This is a genomic window from Bacillus salipaludis, assembly GCF_004358205.1.
In genome coordinates this window covers 372,363-394,012 of the sequence record NZ_SMYO01000004.1, presented here as the reverse complement: position 1 = coordinate 394,012, position 21,650 = coordinate 372,363, and the positions used below count along the sequence as shown (strand labels likewise).

At 39.2% G+C, this 21,650-nt stretch carries 23 protein-coding genes; 3 read left to right on the top strand and 20 right to left on the bottom strand.

Features of this window, described 5'->3' with window-relative positions; translation table 11 throughout:
• Positions 1-129 precede the first annotated feature (129 nt).
• The 9 genes from E2K98_RS10040 to E2K98_RS10000 all read right to left on the bottom strand — a co-directional run bounded on the left by E2K98_RS10040 (position 130) and on the right by E2K98_RS10000 (position 6,178).
• The gene (locus E2K98_RS10040; protein WP_133334099.1) at positions 130-324 is read right to left on the bottom strand and encodes a PaaD-like zinc ribbon domain-containing protein; all 195 of its coding nucleotides are present in this window, start codon (positions 322-324) and stop codon (positions 130-132) included.
• On the bottom strand, positions 317-955 hold the full coding sequence (locus E2K98_RS10035) for a Phenylacetic acid catabolic protein (protein WP_133334098.1): 639 nt from the start codon (positions 953-955) through the stop codon (positions 317-319). The genes E2K98_RS10040 and E2K98_RS10035 overlap by 8 nt, the downstream gene beginning before the upstream one ends.
• Before the next feature lies 1 nt (position 956).
• A complete protein-coding gene (locus E2K98_RS10030) occupies positions 957-1,184 on the bottom strand; it encodes a hypothetical protein (RefSeq protein WP_133334097.1) in 228 nt (75 codons plus the stop codon).
• The gene (locus tag E2K98_RS10025) at positions 1,184-1,504 is read right to left on the bottom strand and encodes a metal-sulfur cluster assembly factor (protein ID WP_133334216.1); all 321 of its coding nucleotides are present in this window, start codon (positions 1,502-1,504) and stop codon (positions 1,184-1,186) included. The genes E2K98_RS10030 and E2K98_RS10025 overlap by 1 nt, the downstream gene beginning before the upstream one ends.
• 2 nt (positions 1,505-1,506) lie before the next feature.
• Positions 1,507-2,445 carry a Phenylacetic acid catabolic protein gene (locus E2K98_RS10020; protein ID WP_133334096.1) on the bottom strand — a complete coding sequence of 313 codons (939 nt, stop codon included), beginning with the start codon at positions 2,443-2,445 and terminating at the stop codon, positions 1,507-1,509.
• 281 nt (positions 2,446-2,726) lie between these two features.
• Positions 2,727-3,722, bottom strand: a complete 996-nt coding sequence (locus tag E2K98_RS10015; RefSeq protein ID WP_133334095.1) for an MBL fold metallo-hydrolase — start codon at positions 3,720-3,722, stop codon at positions 2,727-2,729.
• Between the two features lie 26 nt (positions 3,723-3,748).
• Entirely contained in the window at positions 3,749-4,627 is an 879-nt protein-coding gene (locus tag E2K98_RS10010; RefSeq protein WP_133334094.1) for a PaaX family transcriptional regulator, read from the bottom strand.
• A gap of 237 nt (positions 4,628-4,864) precedes the next feature.
• On the bottom strand, positions 4,865-5,314 hold the full coding sequence (locus E2K98_RS10005; protein ID WP_133334093.1) for an acyl-CoA thioesterase: 450 nt from the start codon (positions 5,312-5,314) through the stop codon (positions 4,865-4,867).
• Positions 5,315-5,383: 69 nt separating this feature from the next.
• On the bottom strand, positions 5,384-6,178 hold the full coding sequence (locus E2K98_RS10000) for an enoyl-CoA hydratase/isomerase family protein (protein ID WP_133334092.1): 795 nt from the start codon (positions 6,176-6,178) through the stop codon (positions 5,384-5,386).
• Between the two features lie 293 nt (positions 6,179-6,471).
• On the opposite strand from E2K98_RS10000, the gene E2K98_RS09995 reads away from it, so the two are divergent.
• The gene (locus tag E2K98_RS09995; protein WP_235824773.1) at positions 6,472-7,443 is read left to right on the top strand and encodes an MBL fold metallo-hydrolase; all 972 of its coding nucleotides are present in this window, start codon (positions 6,472-6,474) and stop codon (positions 7,441-7,443) included.
• 316 nt (positions 7,444-7,759) lie between these two features.
• On the opposite strand, the gene E2K98_RS32020 is transcribed toward E2K98_RS09995, so the two are convergent.
• From E2K98_RS32020 to E2K98_RS09970, 6 genes are all read right to left on the bottom strand, one after another.
• Complete coding sequence (locus E2K98_RS32020) at positions 7,760-7,891, bottom strand: hypothetical protein (protein ID WP_268884066.1); 132 nt, start codon at positions 7,889-7,891, stop codon at positions 7,760-7,762.
• A gap of 119 nt (positions 7,892-8,010) precedes the next feature.
• Positions 8,011-9,795, bottom strand: a complete 1,785-nt coding sequence (locus E2K98_RS09990) for an adenine deaminase C-terminal domain-containing protein (protein ID WP_133334091.1) — start codon at positions 9,793-9,795, stop codon at positions 8,011-8,013.
• Between the two features lie 147 nt (positions 9,796-9,942).
• Positions 9,943-10,566, bottom strand: a complete 624-nt coding sequence (locus tag E2K98_RS09985; RefSeq protein WP_133334090.1) for a LysE family transporter — start codon at positions 10,564-10,566, stop codon at positions 9,943-9,945.
• Positions 10,567-10,678: 112 nt separating this feature from the next.
• A complete protein-coding gene (locus tag E2K98_RS09980; protein WP_133334089.1) occupies positions 10,679-11,716 on the bottom strand; it encodes a glycosyltransferase family 2 protein in 1,038 nt (345 codons plus the stop codon).
• On the bottom strand, positions 11,713-13,410 hold the full coding sequence (locus E2K98_RS09975; RefSeq protein ID WP_133334088.1) for a DUF6044 family protein: 1,698 nt from the start codon (positions 13,408-13,410) through the stop codon (positions 11,713-11,715). Before E2K98_RS09975 ends, E2K98_RS09980 begins: the two co-directional genes overlap by 4 nt.
• Before the next feature lie 1,244 nt (positions 13,411-14,654).
• The gene (locus E2K98_RS09970; RefSeq protein ID WP_133334087.1) at positions 14,655-14,819 is read right to left on the bottom strand and encodes an aspartyl-phosphate phosphatase Spo0E family protein; all 165 of its coding nucleotides are present in this window, start codon (positions 14,817-14,819) and stop codon (positions 14,655-14,657) included.
• Positions 14,820-15,020: 201 nt separating this feature from the next.
• On the opposite strand from E2K98_RS09970, the gene E2K98_RS09965 reads away from it, so the two are divergent.
• A complete protein-coding gene (locus E2K98_RS09965; RefSeq protein ID WP_133334086.1) occupies positions 15,021-16,007 on the top strand; it encodes a potassium channel family protein in 987 nt (328 codons plus the stop codon).
• A gap of 3 nt (positions 16,008-16,010) precedes the next feature.
• On the opposite strand, the gene E2K98_RS09960 is transcribed toward E2K98_RS09965, so the two are convergent.
• From E2K98_RS09960 to E2K98_RS09950, 3 genes are all read right to left on the bottom strand, one after another.
• Positions 16,011-16,409, bottom strand: a complete 399-nt coding sequence (locus E2K98_RS09960) for a YugN-like family protein (protein WP_133334085.1) — start codon at positions 16,407-16,409, stop codon at positions 16,011-16,013.
• 98 nt (positions 16,410-16,507) lie between these two features.
• Entirely contained in the window at positions 16,508-17,857 is a 1,350-nt protein-coding gene (locus tag E2K98_RS09955) for a glucose-6-phosphate isomerase (RefSeq protein WP_133334084.1), read from the bottom strand.
• A 145-nt stretch (positions 17,858-18,002) separates the two neighbouring features.
• Entirely contained in the window at positions 18,003-19,166 is a 1,164-nt protein-coding gene (locus E2K98_RS09950) for an iron-containing alcohol dehydrogenase (RefSeq protein WP_133334083.1), read from the bottom strand.
• Between the two features lie 153 nt (positions 19,167-19,319).
• Here E2K98_RS09950 and E2K98_RS09945 point away from each other — a divergent pair, with 153 nt between their 5' ends.
• The gene (locus tag E2K98_RS09945) at positions 19,320-19,550 is read left to right on the top strand and encodes a DUF378 domain-containing protein (RefSeq protein ID WP_133334082.1); all 231 of its coding nucleotides are present in this window, start codon (positions 19,320-19,322) and stop codon (positions 19,548-19,550) included.
• A 77-nt stretch (positions 19,551-19,627) separates the two neighbouring features.
• Here the strand turns inward: E2K98_RS09945 and E2K98_RS09940 are convergent, their stop codons facing one another.
• Positions 19,628-20,827 carry an ornithine--oxo-acid transaminase gene (locus E2K98_RS09940; protein ID WP_133334081.1) on the bottom strand — a complete coding sequence of 400 codons (1,200 nt, stop codon included), beginning with the start codon at positions 20,825-20,827 and terminating at the stop codon, positions 19,628-19,630.
• Positions 20,828-21,224: 397 nt separating this feature from the next.
• Positions 21,225-21,626: a S1 domain-containing post-transcriptional regulator GSP13 gene (gene yugI / locus E2K98_RS09935; protein WP_026576082.1), complete on the bottom strand. Its 402-nt coding sequence runs from the start codon at positions 21,624-21,626 to the stop codon at positions 21,225-21,227.
• Between the last annotated feature and the right edge of the window lie 24 nt (positions 21,627-21,650).

Here is a 21,650-nt window from a genome sequence, read left to right as displayed (position 1 = left end):
ATATTTAGCGGTTTTGCCCCAACATAGGAAACAACACTCTTTGTTTCTGTATATAAATCAAGAGTTTCAACATCATGGAAATGACCAACCCTAATACACATTGTCCTTGCCGGAGAAAAAATGAGAACCTTAATTTCCTTCTTTTGATGCTAGACACCCCTCATTTTCCGAAGGTGCGCCCTGCCAGCGAATATATTCAAAGACTGAATGACAGTGGTTGCAATAATACTGTCGAACCAATTGTGCTGTACCGAATGAAGAGATTTTTTCAACGTCTTCAGATGAACAAAATGAGCATTGAATTAGATTTTGTTGATTAGACATGCTGTACATCTCCAAGGCTGATTAGCTTTTCGATGGTTTCTTTGTAGAGGGCTATAAGATTACTATTTTCCCTGAATATTTTTTCAGAGATTAATAGTTCGTCATTTTCCACAGTCCTTAACCACTGCCCGACTTCAACTGTTACTTTTTCTAATTCCTGCCTGAATGTTTTGGGAACAGCCCCTGTGTCATTTAGCAATTGTTTACACCAGCTTTTTGAATAAAGAAGATGTTCCTCTTGTTCTTTGAGCATTTTACTAAATGGGGTATTTACCTTGGGATGATTGGTATTGATCACCGCTTTCATAACAAGATCAACCGCAACATTCACAGCATATAAACCAGCGATCAAACCAATCCAATTAGTCGTATTGACTACAGATGGAAATGCTTTGCCTGTTTGTCCTCTCACTTCAATCTTGGTTCCATTTAAACCCTGTAATTCATTTGCCCATTTATACATCAGTCTGGCATGACCAAGTTCTGCCTGCGCCATTGCAATTGAGGAAAGCGTTGCTTCCAGGTTCGGACCGCTGATTCCTATTTCAACAAGACGATCGCCTAAAATAAATTTGTTATCTGCAATCGTTTCTGCTACCTCAACGAGAGAAACTAGATTTTGATTTTTCATATTAATTTACACCCTCTTTTTCAAATAGTGGTTCCGGAAGGCGTACAGCAATAAATGCTTCTTTTCTTACGACTTGCATTTCAACCCAGTCTTCTTCATCGTAAATATACTGTGCATACACCTTTGCCAATTCATCACTTTCCGCTTGAAATGACCCGATTTGAATCAAATCATCCCCTCGTTTGATACGGGTAAAAAGGAGGTATTCTAGTTTTTGATTATTGACCATTATGAACTTACCCCCCATGTTTTAAGTTTTGCTCTTCCTTTTTCAGATAAATTATTAACGGTCCACGGAGGACTCCAAACTACTTCGATTTCCACCTCGGCGATATCTTCTTCTTGGAGCAGCCTTTCCTTGATATCGTTTTCAATCCACTGCATACAGCCACAACCTGTTGAAGTATAGGTCATCCTTACTGCGAGCTTTCCTTCATCGACCTTCGTAATTCCGTAAATCAATCCCATATCGACAACACTTATAGGAAATTCAGGATCCATGACCTCAGTTAAAGCATCCCAATATTTCTCCGTCTCCATTATTTGCATCATTAACTTACCTCCTCGGCACGCAGTTCTTCCATTTCATCGAAGCCCTTTTGAATTCGTCTTACAAACTCTTGATTTTGCGGTCCACGCTTTTTAAACCGTTCGATTACACCTTCCCAGGTGTCCGGTTGATCGATCAGCCATTTTTTATTTTCTGCATCGAATTTACAAGGAAATGGAATATCAATAAAAAACTTGCCTTGTTCCTCATCATAGTGAGCTGGGACCTTTACCCCGATGGATTCACAGAATGGAACTGCCGTTGACAGCCATTTTTGCCTCAACTGGTCATTTGTCCTGCCCTTTAACTTGTAATCTAATTGGGCTGAACGACTTTTTAGATTATCAGCAACACCGAAGAACTCTAAGCCCATTAAGAACATCCAATCAACAGCCTTCTGTACTTGCTTAGCTGTTTCCGGATTTTTCATTCCCGCCTTCATAATGATTTCGCCATTTCGGAGGTGGAACAATTCCTCTTTATCCACTTTTACTAAAGCACGTTTCCAGGGTCCATAGGAGGTGTTCTCGAATGCATCTCCAAGCAGTGTGTAGCCGGCCCTGTCAAATAGCCCATTAAATACACCAAGCTCAATCCAGTTGTCTAATTTAAAATCAAAAGCGTAAGGATTTTTCCAGCGATTTGCAGGACGTTTATAAAGAAGGTCCTCCACATCTTCCCCTAAATCCTCTAATAGCCTGTAGGCGATATGGGCATGGCCAATTTCATCTTGGATCACGGCTAAAGCAGTAATCTTATAGTTAAGATTGGGAGCTTGATTGTATACCGTTAATAAAGGCGGAACACTTAAAAGCTCAGTGTCGCCAACAATCGTTAATGTTTGCTTTAAGGCACGAAGGTACTCCTCGTTCATATCCTCTTTACATTCCACGACAAAACCATTGCGAATCTCATCTAACAAAACCTCAGCTTGATTCATATTTAGCTCCCCTCTTCATTACGTTTTTTTATATACCGTTTATATAATATAATATAGAATATTAATAATTATCTGTCAATTACTTTATTACGTTTTTATGTTGTTAATATTAAAAACGTAATTTAATTATGATAAAGGCCTGTTTTCCCAAGTAACCTCTCCCAATAGCTTACTTTTTAAAGCTTGGTGGGCTTCTTTTATCCTAATAACCAGTCCTTGGTTATACGTTTTTTATACGACGAAGTAAAAAAGGACAACACATATCAAATGTGTTGTCCTTTTTATTCGTTCGATTTTTCATATTTTATCGGAAATCCCATTATTTTTTCTGCTCGGTTTTCAATAGATAAATAGTCTAAGTGAGCGATTGTTTCAGCAATAGCAAAACGCCACTGGTGCGGGGTTAGCTCCTTATGGGCAAATAGATCCCCGGCAACTTCAAAAGCTGTCCGGTTTTGTGCCAGCGCCAAAATGGATTCTAACCGTTCTTCATGGTGCTGCAGAAGTTCCTTAATCCGCTCATTTACGTTCCCAATTGGCCTTCTATGGGCTGTAAAGGCTATTTTAGCCTGTAAATCTGCTACTCTATGAAGAGAATTTATATAATCATGAAGCGGTGTCTGGCTCGCTCCCGGCCACACACTAATATTGGGGGTAATTTTTTCAAGAATATGATCCCCTGAGATTAACACACGCTCTTCTTCTTGGAAAAAGCAAATATGCCCTGTACTATGACCCGGTGTATGTATGACCTTCCATTCTCTATTTGCAAACACCACCTGGTCAGTAATCGTGTGAATGGCAGGGAGTGGCTGCACATGATGTACTAATACATCCATTTGTTTTTCAATCTCGCCAGCTAACTCCTGAGGGGTCCCATGTTCGATTACCATTTTCTTGATGTTTCTTGCTTGGCTGCTATTTTCTCCCCAAACATGCTCCATCATTTTGGCATCAATCTCGTGCATAAAGATTGGCGCCCCCGTTAATTGGTGCATCCAGCCTGCAAGCCCGGCATGATCAGGATGGAAATGGGTTAAGTAAATCGTTTTAATCTCGCCCGGCTCCATATGAAGTTCTCGAAAGGCATCTTCCCAGGCTGTTTTTCCACGATTGTTGTTGTAGCCAACATCAATTAAAACATATCCATCCTGTTGTTTAAACAGATAGCAATACACATACTTAATCGGAAAAGGGATGGGAATCCCAATGCGATATCCATTAAAAACAATTTTTTCAATGGTCACAGTTTCACCGTTTTGAAAGGTGTTTATCATGTCTTCCTCCCTTTGCGCTTTCCTGTCTACACATAAACTTCTTTAAACGGATTAATGGCCTTGTCCCGTTGAGGTTTAATATCACGATCAGGAGCAGCTTCATATATAGATTCAAAATAACGGACAGCGGGAATCGATATTAATTGATGAATATTCCAAAATAGCTCCCTAGCCTTTGTTCCAACCCAGTCCACAGGCATTAACTCCCGCGGAAACCCCGGGTCCTGAAAAAGGAACTTTCGATATTCATGAACAATCGTAGTTCGCTTAATAAAACATTCTTCATCAGATAACTCATTATTCAACGCCTTTTCACGCAGTTGTTCAAATTTAGGTGAATACTTTTCAATGAAATGAATGTAATTATCGGTAACTTGTTGAAAATCCCAGCCCTTTTCCATAATCCATTCTTTAGGATGTGAAACAACGTCGGAGGAGCTAAAAAGGATCGCATTTTCTTCTATTTTATAGTTTTTAATCATTTCCATTACTTGATTTTCAAGGGGATTCGGGCTGACCCAGGTACTATTTGAAAGCATTCCAAATCCAGTCCACGTCAGCTCCTTGCGAATTTCATTGCGAAGCTCACGTTTTTCCTCAGGAAAAGAGTAACTTAAAATTCTCCATTTCCCGTCCCAATGTGCTCTAGGGGCTGAATATACTCTTGTTACCCCGTCTTCGACCCTTCTTCTCCCCAGCTCTGTTACAGAGTAATAGCTTTTATTTCCTTTCTTTCTCACTTGCAATAAATCCTTTTGTACCATTCTTAAAATGGCACCGCGGACAGAGGATTCTGAGATACCAAATCCATTCATTAATTGAATTAAACTCCCTACCCAGATTTCTTCTCCATAATATTGAATGTATTCTCCATATAGAGTAAACATTAGTGATCTCGGTTTCATTGCTGCCACCATCCAGTACTTAGTAGTATTCGCATTTTATCCCGCGTTAACGGGCAGTAAGACCCCCACTTAAGGGCTTAGTGTACGCAGGAAGAGTGAGTGGGGGATCAACTGCCCGTAAAAGCCCGATTGGTTCAACTAACAATCAGTGGGAGGTGAAAAAAACCCCCCACTGATTGAAGTTTCACTTTATGTAAATTCTTAAGAGACATTAATATTATAGAGGATTGTCTTAGCTTATGCATTAAACCTAGGTCTATTTTTATCAACCTTTGTTTCAATATTCTCATTTAAAATGCCTTTAACGTCTTCTGGAATAATAACAGCCTTGATTCCTTCCGGTGATTTCTCTACCCAGCCCCGTAATTCATACCCCTGTGCACAGCGAACACCATCTCTATAGATCACATGTCTTAATTTAATTGTTTTCCGATTGATTTCTTCTACTTTTGTATGGATGATGATGAGATCATCATAGAGTAATGATTTTTCAAATGTACATTGAACATCTAGTAATGGAACAATGATTCCCCGTTCTTCTTCCAATTTTGCAGGAGCTAGATTACAACTTCTAAAAAATTGATGGCCTGCGATATCAAACCATTTAAAAAAGTTAGGATAATAGACAATTCCCGCTTTATCCGTGTCTCCCCAATTAATTAAAACCTCCAGTTCGTTTGAACGCATGCAAATCCCCCACTTCTATTTCTTTGATTAAAATGGCGATATCGATTGCCGATATCGCCATTTTGTATTTTACTGCCCAGTCCAATTTGCTTCACGTTTATCGATGAATGCGCTTAGTCCTTCTTTTGCATCTTGAGAGCGGAATAATAGGTTTTGTAGTTCACCCTCGTAACGGATTGCCACATTTAGAGGCATTTCTTTACCATTCATAATCGAAAGCTTAATATTGGAAACTGCATAGGATGCGCTTTTGGCAACTTTTTGTGCATATTCTAATGTTTTTGCTCTCGTTTCTTCTTGTGGGAAAACTCGATCAACTAATTTAATTTCAAGAGCTTCTTGAGGTGTTAATGTTTCACCAGTAATGTTTAAATCAAGCGCTTTAGAATGTCCAACTTGGCGGGCTAAGCGCTGTGTACCGCCTGTACCTGCCAATACGCCAAGAGATACTTCCGGAAGACCGATTCTACCAGCTTGGTCACCCATGAAGCGTAAGTCGCAAGCTAACGCCATTTCTAAACCGCCGCCAACGGTGTGCCCTTCCAAACATGCGATCCAAATTTGTGGAGAGTGGGCAATCTTATCAAGTGTTTCATTACAGAATAGGCAGAATTGAGTTTTAAAGCGCGGCTCTGCTGCTTTTAAGAAATTAATATTCGCACCTGCTGAGAAGAATTTAGGCATATCACTCATTAATACAGCAACTTTAATATCGCTGTCAAAACGAATGTCATCAATGGCTGCGTTTAATTCTTTATAATATTCCAAGTCATATGCATTCGTTTTGTTTACATGAATGTGAACCTCTGCAACTCCATCTAGTTTTTTTACTGTTAATGTTTTCGTTTCGGTTACTGTTGTCAATTTAAAATCCTCCTCAAGGTTTTATTATGCTTTTATTTCTGTCGTGCTATATACATAATATACATAATTTTCTTATTATTTTTAAAATACCAAATACACTCAATTCCCCATAATAATCTGCAATTTTCTTTCATTTCCATACCCATTCTTCTGTTTTCTTACTTTTACACTTTTTTAATACGGACGTAGTAAAAACATAAAAAAGAGCGATGCATATTCTTTGTTGATACATCCATTCATTGGTATAATTTACATTAATTTCGCAATTTCGAAAATAAAAAGGGGTGTAATCTTTGATTGAATTAAATAAATCCTGCATTGAGGTCTTCCCTATCATGATTCCTGAACCGTCATCATTAAAAAGCGTAAACTTCTATGTAGTAAAACAAGATCAATCCCTTTCGTTGATTGATGCCGGATGGAATAATGAGGCATGTTGGAATGGCTTAATGGATGGCCTAAAAAGAAATGGATTTACGATAAAGGATATTACGGAAATCCTCCTTACGCATCATCATATCGACCATGTAGGCTTAGTGGATAGAATTACATCTATAAGCCCAATTCCAGTATATTGTCACACAGATTCCATTGCCCGCTTAAAACGGGACAAAAACTTCCTGGAAATGAGGGTAGATTTTTATTCAAAACTTTACAGGGAAATGGGCTGTGGGGATAAGGGGGAACACCAAACAGCCTATTTGAAAAAAGCTATAAAGCAAAATAAAAAAAATATGATTCAAGCTAATCTCATTCCCATTGAGGATAAGCAAGTAAGCAATTTTCAAATCGTTGAGGTTCCGGGACATTCTCCGGACCAAATCGCCTTTTATCATGAAAAACAAAACTGGTTGTTTTCAGGGGATTTGTTGATTGAGCATATTTCAAGTAATGCATTAGTTGAGCCGGACTCATATGGTGCTCGGCTTCCAACCCTCTCACAGCAGATTGCTTCCTTAAAAAAATGCCTATCCCTTCATGCGGATCTTGTTTTTTCAGGCCATGGCATCTTAATTGAAAAACCTGATTCATTGATTGTAAAACGACTGGAGCGGATTGAGAAAAAAGCAGAACGCGTGATCCAATTAATTCAATCAGGATGCACTACTGGAAGTGCAATTGCTGAAGCCTATTACAAAAATACTTATTACGATCAATTCTCTCTTGTCATGTCCGAAATCATCGGTCAACTAGACTATCTTGAATTACAGGGGAAAATTGTGAAAGAGCTTGTAAACGGGGTATGGCACTACTCGGTAAAATAATAAATGGTGAAAGCAGCTGGTTTTGGGCTTCGGGCCATCTTTGAGGCCTAAAACCATCAGTCATCTCTAGCGTTTTGGGCTTCATCCCTCCTATAAAGACCAAATCCATCAGTCACCTCTAGCGTTTCGGGCTTCATCCCCCTTATGAAGACCAAATCCATCAGTCACCTCTAGCGTTTCGGGCTTCATCCCCCTTATGAAGACCAAATCCATCAGTCACCTCTAGCGTTTCGGGCTTCATCCCCCTTATGAAGACCAAATCCATCAGTCACCTCTAGCGTTTCGGGCTTCATCCCCCTTATGAAGACCAAATCCATCAGTCACCTCTAGCGTTTCGGGCTTCATCCCCCTTATGAAGACCAAATCCATCAGTCACCTCTAGCGTTTTGGGCTTCATCCCCCTTATGAAAACCAAATCCAACTGCATCTCTAGCGTTTGGGGCTTCATCCTCCTTATGAAGACCAAATCCATCAGTCACCTCTAGAATTTAGGTCGATTTTCTAACAAAATTACAAAACAGCAATCTAAAAATATAAACAGCAGCCTCCATGGCTGCTGCTATTGTTTTAATTATTTTGATAGGTTAGTGAATTTAATGGTGCAGAAGGCAGTAAAATTTCATCCGTCTTGACCTCATATAAACCATATGGAACTAACCGAAGCCCCGGTAGAAAATCACAGGTTAAAAATAACAATGTATAAAGAATGTCATGGAATGGGAAACCACGCTCCTGTACAGCGGCCAAAAGTTGGTCATGGTAATTCACTGCTGCAGAAAAGGTTGGATCCGATGTCATCATTCCCGTCAGCGGCAGAGGAATTTCTAACACCACTTCATCACCGTCGACAATGACAACTCCTCCTCCCATTTCATGGACTCTTACTGCCGCTCTTTTCATCGATTCCGGATTTCTTCCGACCGCGAGAAGCTCAGTGGTCGTATTATAGGTAGAAGCCATACCATCCAGATTTACGGCAAATCTTTCTAATATCGCCTTTGAGACCCATTCACCCCTTCGATCAATTAAAGCAGCATATACAAGCCCTTCATGGTGCGAAAGATCCGCATATCCGTTTACGGACGGAAGTTCCGTATCCTTTCTTTGGGTAATGACATTACTTTTAAAATAGGAAACTGGCACAGGAACCTTTTCGGACGGATGCGGATATCGGTACAGATTCAAATTTTCTAAAGCTGATTTTGAAAAAGCAAATGGTTCCCTTACAATATATTGATTCCAGTCGATCTCAGGAAGAGATATATTTAATTCTTCATTCTCAGCAACAATTTCCCCTGATGCAATGACCATATCAGGTTGAAAATCAACTAAATTCGGAAGCAGCAAAATATCTGCTTTTTTGCCGGGAGCAATACCTCCAATGTAGTCATCAAGCCTTAGGTAGGTTGCAGCATTGACGGTGACCATCTGAATGGCATTCATCACAGGGACACCAAGTTCAACAGCCTGTCTGACAAGTCCATCAACAAAGCCTTCTTTTTCAATAAATCCTGGATGCGGACCGTCCGTTGTCATTACGATTCTGCTTGTGTTTACCTTCCCGTCAACAATAAGTTTGACAAGCTCCCCTAAATCCGGGCGCAATGAGCTATTTCGGAGCACCGTCCACATGCCCAGTCTTAGGCGGTCAAAAGCTTCCTTAGCTGTAATTGCTTCATGACATGCTGTTACACCGGATGCCACAACCGCGTTTAATTTTTCATAAGAGCAACCCGCTGTATGCCCATCAGAAACCTTACCCAGTTTCTTTATAAAATCCATTGTTTCAAGTAAAAATGGATCCCCTTGATATAAAAGCGGCCAACGCGTTACCTCCGCTGATCCTACAACATTATCAAGTTCCAACAGTTCCTGTATATCCTTATGATTGTACCACTCACGTTCACCCGGATAATCGGCTTGTGAAACAAGCCGGACCAGCCAGAGGAAATTTCCAGGCAATACTTTTAAATCGTTTGCCATTGCTTTAAATCCTTTTGCCCCCATATGTAGATAAAAAAATAAATTATCATTAACAGTGGTGGTGGTTCCTAATGACAGCACTTTCTCCGTAACACTAACGGGATTATAAACCACCCATGGGTGAGCATGTGCCTCGATAAACCCAGGGGATACGAACTTCCCTTCTGCGTTAATGATCTTTGTTTGGGCTCCAATCGAGGATTCACTTGGCCCTACGTAGGCAATACAATCCTTATACACGGCAATATTAAGTTTCAAGAATTCCCCTGAATACACATTAATAACCGTTCCGCCTTTTATAAATAAATCTGCGGGCCGTTCGCCTTTGGCAACTTCGATTAATTCACTTCTTTGAGCTGTAAGATGCACAAACTTCCCCCCTTTTTAAAGTTTCCATCTTCAATTAAACCAGTATTACGATTTACCAAATATCGTCTTATAAACATAATATTAATAGGAGGTTGTTTTCTTTGTCAACAAATACAATTCTAAAAAGTCTAAATACTCAATTTACAATTAAAATAAAAGCTGATAAGCTTGAATTCCAAAATAGAGTCCGAAGCCAATTAAAGAAAGCCCAGAAAAAAGGGAAATCATAACTAGCAAGCGGGAAGTTAAAAAATTACGAAAGCTGCTTGAAACCCCCGCCATGGTAATATCCCATAGTAAAAGTCCAATAAATATCGCAGTACTATAAACAATTAACTCCGCACTATTCGAGGTGGCAGCTGTTTTTGCCAGTACCGAACCATAAATCCCTAACCAAAATAGAATCGTTAATGGGTTGGAAATTGACATGAAAAAACCCGAGAAAAACGATTTGATTAGGGGTTCCTTGTTTCGTGTATACTCCAAGCTTAATGTACCGGCCTTTAAAATACTTTCTACTCCCGTATAAATAAGTACAAAAGAGCCAAAGAGCCATAAAAAGGTTTGGACGATTGGTGTTTCAAGAAACTGAACCACACCTATGTAAACGATGAGCATATAAATCCCGTCTGCCACAACGGCCCCCACCCCGATTAACCAGGCATGCATGAAGCCGCTCCGAATTCCCCTGTCTATTTGTGCTGCATTAATAGGACCAATCGGCGCGGCAAGTGATAATCCCAATAAAATGTAGCTTAGAAATATATTCATTATTCTCTCCCCCTGCATAAAAATAAAGCCTGTCTTTTCATTTTTATTCGGGAAAGATGGGTTGTACCACAAAAAAACGAGTTTTCCTATATTCAGAAAAACTCGTTTTAGCTTAGTTCCTTTCAGTAACTTTTTTTAGCTCTCTTTTAAAAAATTCATCTTCAAGGGTTCGATTTAGTAAGTGGTTCCTGGAAACCGGCAAATTAAAGGAATCAATATCAATGATATATTTTGGACGCTGCTTTGATTCTTTATAGATTTTCCCAACATATTCTCCAATCAATCCAATAGCAATCAGCTGTAAGCCGCCAATCAGCCAAATGGACGTAATAAGCGAGGTCCACCCAGTTTGCGTATTCCCTAAAAACTTAAGAGTTAAAAAATACCCCCCAAATAAAAGACTCATAAAAAAGGAGACAAAACCGATAAACAAGACAAAACGAATCGGAGACACGGAGAAAGAAGTAATACCGTCAAGGGCAAATGCAATCATCTTTTTTAATGGATACTTCGTTTCGCCGGCAAGCCGTTCTTTCCGGTCGTAATAAACAACATCTGAACGGAAACCAAGGAGCGGAACAATTCCCCTTAAAAATAAATTTACCTCTTTAAAGCGTTCCAGTTCCTCTACTGCCCTTTTGCTCATTAGTCGAAAATCAGCATGATTATAAATTAAATCGACACCCATTTTTTTCATCACTTTATAAAAACCTTGCGCCGTGCTTCTTTTAAAGATTGTATCCGTTTCCCTACCTTTTCGGACCCCGTAAACAATCTCGCAGCCTTCATGATATTTTTTGATAAACTCCCGGATTACTTGAATATCATCTTGGAGATCGGCATCAATCGTAATTAGACAGTCTGACGTTTCCTTTGCCGTAAAAAGACCCGCTAATAGTGCGTTTTGGTGGCCGGCATTTCGAGATAGCTTAAGGCCTCGGATCGCTTCATTTTTCAAACCTTCTTTATAAATAATTTCCCAGGTGCGGTCCTTACTGCCATCATCGACAAAAAGGATTTTGCTGAAAGAGGAAACAAGCTTTTCCTCTTTCAAGCTTTCTAAAAGCTGCTTTAATTCGAAAATCGTATCAGGCAGGATTTCCTCCTCGTTATAGCAAGGAACCACAATCGTAAGGTTTGCTTCAATCATCTAGTCATTACCTCCGATGTCTCGATTGTTTTATACAAATAAATTTTCCATGCTGAGGTTTTTGACTTAAACACCTTTTCAAGGCTCAGTTGATTTTCCTCTGCATTATCAATCGGTAAGGCTGAAAAAATATATTGGCCGCCCAATTGATTAAACACGGCTGTATTTAGCTGTAAATCCTTTAAGTGCCTTTTTGAGTCTTTTTTGATCATGTATCTTTTTCCAAGCTGGGCCGTGAATAGGTAACAGCGCCCACCCCATTTGTCAAAATAGGTGCGAACTGTTTTATTTTTTGCTAATTCCCTTTCAATTATTTTCCGGAAATGATGCTTATAGGTTAGCGGATAAAAATTATTGTACGTATCAAGCGTGTAAAAGCCATTGTATTGAGATACAGCCGGGTGAATCCCAATACTGGCAACCCTGTAATTCTTCTGTGGAAGACCGATGTATTCTTTTACCTCTTTGAACAAGTCCTCTGCATAAAATTCTTTTACTGTCGGTTTCTGATGGTAAATAATTTCATCGTTAAATAACCCTAAAACCAGCAGTTGCAGTACGACAAACCATTTAGCGGTTTTAGCCCAACTTTTCCCTTGAAGCGAAATAATTTTTAAGGCAAGAGCGAAACTAGCGTAAATGACGAGCGGCCGTAGGAAATGGTAACGGGCAAAGTTAAACGTATCCATAAAATGAAACCGCTTTGTAATTGGCAACCACCCCTTGTAAAACCAAAAGGCATACCAAAGGGACAATACAAAATTTAAGATAAATAAGAACACGTAGAGCTTTTCTTGTTTCCATATATTTTTCTTATAAATAAAATACAAAGCAATAAATGTCGCTGGGAGGATAAAGAGAGTATGTACAGTCATGACATGGGTATGCCCCAGCACATAGTTTTTAAATGTCAGTCTAATCGCCCGCCATAAAGGTAAATGGGCATGGAAATATTCATCCCTGCTATTTGCTTCCGAAACGAATAAAAAGGAATACACTAAACGGTATTCTACTATCATGAAAATGAAGATCATGTACACGATGGAAAATAAAAAATGTAGATTCCACCCTTTCCTTCTTATCACATCAACCAGCCAAAAAATTCCCATTGCACTTAAAAAAAAGAAAAATCCTAGAACGATGCTTGAATATAACGGCAGCAACGTAAGTGTTACGTAATCTTTGGCTGTTCCTTGTCCCTTACGGATATTTAGAAAAGCCCAAAGGGCAAGAGGCATTCCCAACGTACTTAACATTCCCGACGGCCAAAATGGGGTTAGGGCGAAGGCTAATGCAGCACTTACTTGATAAAAACTCCAGTTATCCCCCGGCAGAAAATGTTTCTTTAGAAGCAAATACATTCCAAAAAAAGCAACAATCCTTGTAATGGCTTGGCTGATTCCATAGGCAATCATCGTTGGAAATAGAGCATATAGCCAGACAATCAGGCTAAACTCTGTTCCGAATGTATTTCTTGGTACTCCATTAATAATTTGAGGAATCATTCCATTTACCGGGCCGAACATTTCTCCGCTTTTTGCCAGCACCTTATACCACGCCAAATTTGAATCTAAATTATCGTGAACACGGATATGGGCATTTTCCTGTAGTATAAAAAGCGGGGATAAATAAATTGCCAAAACCAACAAAGCAAAAAAAATCAACTTTTGCTCCTTTTTCGTTTCACTAAACACCTGCTACACCTCAAAATTTTTAATTATAGTTAAATTTTGCATTCCAGTAGAAAATTATCCCTTTCATATGATTGGAAAACTTTTCATACTCCTAATAAGAAAAAAAACCTTCCTGAGACCAGGAAGGTGTTTAGGCTGTTGAAAAACTTTCGATAGCTCTTTATTCCATTCTTTTCTTTTAATAATTTATTATAATAAGGTTCATATATAGGCTGTTCAACTGGTCTGATGATTTCCGCTCCAGGCACTTCGCTTTCCGCGGGCGTGTCGGGGAGCCTCCTCGTCGCTTTGCTCCTGCGGGGTCTCCCCTGCCCCGTACTCCCGCAGGAGTCTTCGTGCCTTCCTCTCCAATCAACAGGTGTTTACAATACAGTCCTACAACTCCCAATAATTAATAAAAATCAGTAGTAAATTTAATGTTTAAGCTAATAGAATCTAGGAAAAGTGAATATGAATTTGTCTTTATTGATAGATTAGTTCCGGAAGACCACCTTCTTTACCTACAAAATCATATAGATTTTTCTTTTTTCCTAAAAAAATTTCGTCTTTTATAGCAAGAATAATGGTCTCTTATCTGATTCCCTAATTCTTTTTAAAATAATGTTGATGGGGTACTTTTTATTCGTTCTGAAAGAGAGAAATTACAATGATCATTTGCTATCGATTTTTACTCCTAAAATTCCATGATTCGTTCCACAGCATTCAACGATTCAACGGAAATCGTCAACACCATATTTTAAAGATACTGATATATTTAACGATTTTTTCGATGAAGTTGGTCTCAAGACAAAGAATCACAAAATGGCCGAGGGGCGTATTTTTATTTACGGATTCCACTCATTACGCCTGGCAATGTTCATGTTTCTATTCCTTATCAGAATGGGGAAAAATGCTTTATAAATTTAGAAAGGAAAAAATTGAGCTAAACTTTGGAGATTCAAAATGGCTGTACGGCTTCGCTACTGCTGATTATGGGGATGGAGAATGTAAGTGAACAGGCTCTCCTTACTGGGGCCAGCCCAAATATAAAAAAAATTGCAACACACTTAGCCAGATTGGAAAAGGTGTGTTGCAATTCTTAATGATCTAATCCCTGTTGATTGGAGCGGAAATCAACAGGCCCACTAGCATGGACAATCATATAATAAAAATTGGTATTTTAGATTTAGACAAAATGGAAAATTGCCGAGAAAAATAACCTTTCTCGACAATCTGAAAACCTTCCTGAGACCAGGAAGGTTTTTTTAATTCATATTTATCTTTTTACTATAATCATTTAGCAAAAGGTCGAGTTTTTGACTGCATTGAACCACATGGGGATTAGAATATCCAAACTGATGAGCTAATAGAATCATTTCTAATCTTGTTTTTTCAATATTGGATAATAGTGCGTTTACTGTAATATTCATGTCCTCAGACCCCATTTCATGTTGATTCTGATTGCATACTATTATTCATAATTTATTCGATTTTGTAAATGTTTACAATAGAACAATCCATGAAAAAGGTAATTTTTTTGTGACAAATTAGCAATAGAAAATATTGATACCTGATTAGATTAGCCTTCTTTACGTCAATAATGGAATAGAATCGAGTATCGGGGTGAGAACATGCCAAACCGTGTTTATATTAGTTTTTTAAGATTACCTCTCTTAATTCGAATCCTCTTAATTGCCTTACTAGTGTTTCTAGTATTTGGAATTTCTATACATTTTGTCGAGCCCAAAACCTTCCCTTCTATATTTGATGGTATTTGGTGGGCGATTATTACCGGAACAACGGTAGGGTATGGGGATTATGTTCCACATTCCCTTTTGGGCAGGTTTATCGCCTTAATTCTAATTTTGCTTGGCGCCGGTATCGTTTCCTCTTATTTTGGAACCTTAGCAGCTGCTGCTGTGACAAAACAGGATGCCTTATCCGAAGGAAAAATTGCATTTAAAGGAGAAGGCCATATTATCATTATTGGCTGGAATGAAAGGTCAAGAGAGTTGATTGATAAGATCACCCGTTCAACGTCTCCGCAAATGGTTGTTTTAATTGACGAAACTCTTGAAGCAAACCCGGTCCATTCAAAATTTGTCCACTTTATTCAAGGCAAGGGTCATGTTGATGAAACGATTACAAAAAGTAATATATCGGTGGCAGAAAAGGTTTTGATAACGGCCGATCGGGGAAATGATGAACTTCAAGCCGATATGAACAGTATTTTAACCTTATTAACCATTAAAGGCTTATGTTCAAAGGTAAAATGTATTGTGGAAATCTTAACTGCGGAACAAGTGGTAAATGCACTTAGAGCAGGAGCAGACGAGGTCATTCAATCCAATAAATTAACAAGTGTATTTATGGTAAACAGTCTTCATTCTAACGGGGATGGGCTTTTATCGGATTTCGTCCATCAATTACAGGAAAGCAGATTGTCCGCCAACACTGTAAATGAAAATGAAATGGGAAAAACCTTCATAGAGGTCTGTCATCATCATTTAAAAGAAGGAAGTTTAGTAATGGGGATCAAAAGAGGGGAAGAAACCATTTTAAATCCTTCCCACTCCCTCAGAATAGAAAAACATGATTTACTGTTAATTTTTAAATAATCCCTACTCTGATAATAAAACTGATTCTAATTCTTGTACAAGTGCTTTACCATTGTCAATAAACTGAGTAGGGAAACTGGCATCTTTATCAACAGGTTCCTGAAATTGATTAAAGGTCCCTGCCGAATCGACACGTTCATCGATGTCCGATTGGTATTCATGGGATAGGAGAAATGGTCTCCCTAATTCAACTGTACAATTATTTGCATCAAGCTGCCCGTCAACCGCTTGGAATGGAAGTCTTAAAAATTCATACCCGTCTTCACCATCGATTTTATAATCAAATGCACCATGATCATAATCCCAATTACCGCCAATCATATAGCCGATTGGCTTCAATTTTTGTTCCAGCTTATACAAATCAAACTGTTGCCCCTCTACCTTTGATGGTAACTCAATCATCATAAAACCTCCTTATCTTCAATGAAGATAGTTTCTCCAACAGAAAGAATTTCAAAACAAAAAGAGAGTGCTTGATGATTTTCAGCACTCTCTTTCTGTTATTTTAACCGCTTTTCAAGTTCTGCTTTTTTCTCCTCAAATCCTGGTTTCCCTAATAAGGCAAACATATTTACCTTGTAAGCTTCAACACCCGGCTGGTCAAATGGATTCACTCCAAGTAAATAACCGCTCATTGCACAGGCTTTTTCAAAGAAATAAACAAGATAGCCAAATGTGTATTCATCGAGTGATGGGATGGTCACGATTAAATTTGGTACTCCGCCATCTGTGTGGGCGAGCATCGTTCCTTCAAAGGCTTTATTATTCACAAAATCAACCGTTTGACCGGCAAGATAATTCAAGCCATCTAAATCATTATCTGCCTTTTCAATGGTCAATTCATGACGTGGCTGTTCAACCTTTATTACCGTTTCAAATAAATCGCGGCGCCCTTCCTGAACATATTGTCCTAATGAATGTAAATCAGTTGAAAAATTAGCGGACGAAGGAAAAATTCCTTTTTGGTCCTTACCTTCACTTTCGCCAAATAACTGCTTCCACCATTCTGAAAAATATTGAAGTCCCGGCTCATAGTTGATGAGCATTTCAATCGTTTTGCCTTTATTATACAGAGCATTCCTTACAGCAGCATATTGATAGGCTGCATTATCTTCAAGTTCCGAATGGCTAAAGTCCTCTTGGGCTTGTGCTGCCCCCTCCATCATTTTTTCAATGTTTGCTCCGCTTACCGCAATTGGCAGAAGACCGACTGCTGTTAAAACAGAATAACGACCTCCGACATCATCCGAAATCACAAACGTTTCATAGCCCTCTTCATTGGATAATGTTTTCAAAGCCCCTCTTGCCTTATCAGTGGTTGCAAAAATTCTTTTACGTGCTTCTTCCCTGCCGTATTTTTCCTCCAGCAGCTTGCGGAAGATCCGGAAAGCAATTGCCGGTTCTGTTGTTGTCCCAGATTTAGAGATAACATTGATTGAAAAGTCTTTGCCATCCAGCAAGTCCATGACATCTTTCATATAACTAGAACTGATGTTGTTGCCGACAAAAATAATTTGAGGTGTAGTCCGTTTTTCCTTAGGAAGGACATTATAAAAGCTATGGTTTAACATTTCAATCGCTGCACGAGCCCCAAGGTATGAACCGCCAATTCCAATTACAAGTAAAACATCTGAATCGGATTTAATTTTTTCTGCAGCTTTCTGGATTCTGGAAAACTCTTCTTTGTCATATTCAGTTGGAAGGTCAATCCACCCTAAAAAGTCGCTGCCAGCCCCTGTTTTTTCATGAAGAGAATGGTGTGCAACTTTCACAGCATCACGTAAATATGTAAGTTCATGTTCCCCAAAAAAGGTTAATGCTTTTGAATAGTCAAAGCGAACGTGTGTCATATGTAGGATCCTCCAGTAAATTTAGTTTCAATAACCACTTTAACGAATGCCGGGTTGATAATCAAGAACGGGCACACAATGAAAGCGCGTCCATTTTCGACAGATTTTTTAAAACCCAGGCATTGGCTGCCTGGGCCTTTGAAGCTTATACTGAACTACGATAAATTGCTAAAGTATCTTCCCTGTTTAACTTTTTAAAATTACCAAAATCACCATTTACCATTGCCTTGTCAGCCATCAGGTCAATTTTGCTATCATCAATTTGGTAATCTGCCAGACGTGATGGGGCTCCGAGACTGTTCCAGAAGTCACGCAGTTTTTGAATTCCTTCCAGACCTGCCTCTTCCGCACTCTTTCCATCCGGGTTTGCACCAAATACCCGGACAGCAAGCTGTTTGAACCGTTCAGGCTTAACGTTAAGATTGTGCTTCATCCAGTTAGGAAAGAGGATGGCAAGTCCGCCGCCATGCGGAATATCATAAACGGCTGAAACGGCATGCTCCAGATTGTGGGTAGCCCAATCCCCGCGGTAGCCCATATTAAGGATGCCGTTTAATGCCATTGTTCCACAGTAAAGAACCGTTCCTCTGTATTCATAATTTTCAAGGTCCGCCAATAATTTAGGCGCTGCTTCCATTATAGTAATTAATAATGACTCGCACATGCGATCTTGAAAATCCGTACTTTCTTCAAGATGAAAATAATGCTCTATAGTATGTGACATTATATCAACAATCCCATAAACGGTTTGATTTTTTGGGACCGTAAAAGTATGAACTGGATCTAAAATTGAAAATTTCGGGAATGTGGCAGGACTTCCCCAACCATACTTCTCCTTTGTTTCCCAGTTCGTGATCACAGAACCTGAGTTCATTTCAGAACCAGTTGCAGCAAGTGTTAAGACCGTCCCGAATGGCAGTGCATCAGTGGCAATTGCCTTTTTAGTTACTAAATCCCAGGCATCCCCATCATATTTAGCCCCGGCAGCAATCAGCTTTGTGCAATCAATCACACTCCCTCCGCCAACGGCTAATAGGAGTTCGATTCCTTCTTGTTTACAAATTTCTACACCTTTTCGAGCCGTTGATAAACGGGGGTTCGGTTCCACACCTGGAAGCTCAAAAACCTCACAATTTAGTTCTTTTAATATATCTAATACTTGATTATAAAGGCCGCTTCGTTTAATACTTCCGCCTCCATACACCAGTAAAACCTTATGTCCGTAGTTCGGAATCTCGTTTTTTAATTGTTCAAGTTGCCCTTTTCCAAAAATCAATTTCGTTGGATTCCAAAAAGTAAAATTCTCCATAAATCTCAACTCCTTTTCCTTCTTCATTATTTATTATTATGATGTTAATTGCAAAAAACTAGTTTTATGTTTTCAAAAGAAAAAGCGAATATAATTTTGGAAATTGTTTCATTCTAAAGATAGGAATTAATAAAAAAGGAGGAGTCTACATATATGGGTTCTCTGCAGCGGATTGCCTTAGTACTTACCATCATCGGTGCGATAAACTGGGGATTAATAGGTTTTTTCCAATTTGATCTTGTGGCAACCATTTTTGGCGGCCAAAATACCGCACTCGCACGGATTATTTATGGATTAGTTGGAGTAGCTGGACTCTTAAATCTCGGCCTTTTATTCAAGGCAAATGAACACTTTGAAGAGTCACCTGAAACAGAAACAAGGTAATAAAAATCGGAGATGCCAAGTGCTCGAACTGAACAAAAAAGAAAAATCCTTGCCTATATTTAGCAAGGATTTTTTTTTTAGCCCAACACCTTTTGAATTCTTTCTATTGCCCAATCCAATTCTTCTTTCGTAATCACAAGCGGTGGTGCAAATCGAATGACTGTATCATGCGTTTCTTTACAAAGCAGTCCTTGCTCCTTTAATTCTTCGCAATATTTACGTGCAGGTTCAGTTAATTCCACTCCAATAAACAACCCGCGTCCGCGGACTTCTTTAATTTTTGGATTGTTTATTTCTTTTAACTTACTAATAAAATACTCGCCAAGCTCTTGGGATTTTTCAGCAAGCCTTTCATCGACCAATACATCAAGCGAAGCAATAGAAACAGCACAAGCAAGTGGATTTCCCCCAAAGGTAGAACCGTGGGATCCCGGATTAAATACACCCAATATATCTTTATTGGCACAAACACATGAAATCGGCATTACCCCTCCGCCTAATGCTTTACCTAATATATATACATCCGGTTCAATGTTTTCCCATTCACATGCAAACATTTTCCCGGTACGTGCCAAGCCAGCCTGAATCTCATCGGCAATAAAAAGAACATTATTTTGTTTACAAAGATCAAATGCCGCTTTAATAAAGCCTTCCGGTGGGATGACAATTCCAGCCTCTCCCTGAATCGGTTCAATTAAAAAGGCCGCAGTATTAGGGGTTATCGCTGCTTTCAATGCCTCTAAATCACCATATGGAACTAACTTTATCCCCGGAAGCATTGGACCAAAACCTCTTTGGTACTCGGGATCGGATGACAAAGAAACAGCCGTCATTGTTCTGCCATGGAAATTCCCATTGCAACCAATAATCTCCGCCTGATTTTCCGGAATTCCTTTCACGTCATATCCCCAGCGGCGTGCTGCTTTAAAGGCTGTTTCAACCGCTTCTGCGCCTGTATTCATAGGCAAAGCCATTTCTTTTTTTGTTAAGTTACAAATTTTTTCATACCAAGGCCCTAACTGATCGTTGTGAAAGGCCCTTGATGTTAAGGTAACTCGATCCGCCTGATCCTTTAGGGCTTGAATAATCTTTGGATGACGATGTCCTTGGTTAACGGCCGAATAGGCACTAAGCATATCCATGTATTTAGTGCCTTCAGGGTCCTCCACCCATACTCCTTCTGCACGTGAAATGACAATTGGAAGCGGATGATAATTATGGGCACCATATTTCTCTGTTTGTTCAATTACTTTATTTGTATCTATTTCTGCTGCCATAAAGCTTTCCTCCATTTCAATGATGAAATATGTACTAATATTATTGTAGCCGAGGGAAGAAAAAGAATGACCCAATATCAAAAAAGATTTTTACTAGATTTTGTTAATAAAAAGGCATTGTTAAACTTGGTTGTTGATTTCCGCTCCAGCACAAGCGGTTCGGGGAGCCTCCTCGTCGCATTGCTCCTGCGGGGTCTCCCCTGACCCGTACTCCCACAGGACATTGAATTGCATCCTTGAATCCGCCCACGCACGAAGGAAATGCGTTAGCATTTTAGAGGAGTCTTTCGTGCCTTCCCCTCCAATCAACTTTACTAAAAATCAACAGGGTCTTTAACATAGCCAATAAAAAAGCCCAGATGTTATATGAACTCTAAACATCCGGGCTTTTTGGTTATTATTTTTTTATTTCTTCGCGCTGTGATTGGTCAATCCATTCTTGAAGCTTATCTTTTAGTGTATTAAATCCTTGCATTCCTTCAGCATCTGGAACAATTGCAGCTGCTTGGCGCTTGCGAGGCTTTTTGACCGGCTTTGCAGCCTGCTGAGCAGGAGCTTCTTCGGTAGCTCGAATCGATAAACCAATTTTACCTGCTTCCTCATCTACAGATAAAACTTTTACTTTTACTTCATCGCCAACTTTAAGATGGTCATTAATATCCTTTACATAGCCGTGTGTAATTTCAGAAATATGCACAAGACCTTGTGTATTTTCCCCTAGCGCTACGAATGCACCGTAAGGCTGAATTCCTGTTACCTTACCTGTTAATATACTGCCTGTTTCGATTTTTTCCGACATGAAAACACTCCTAAATCATGATTT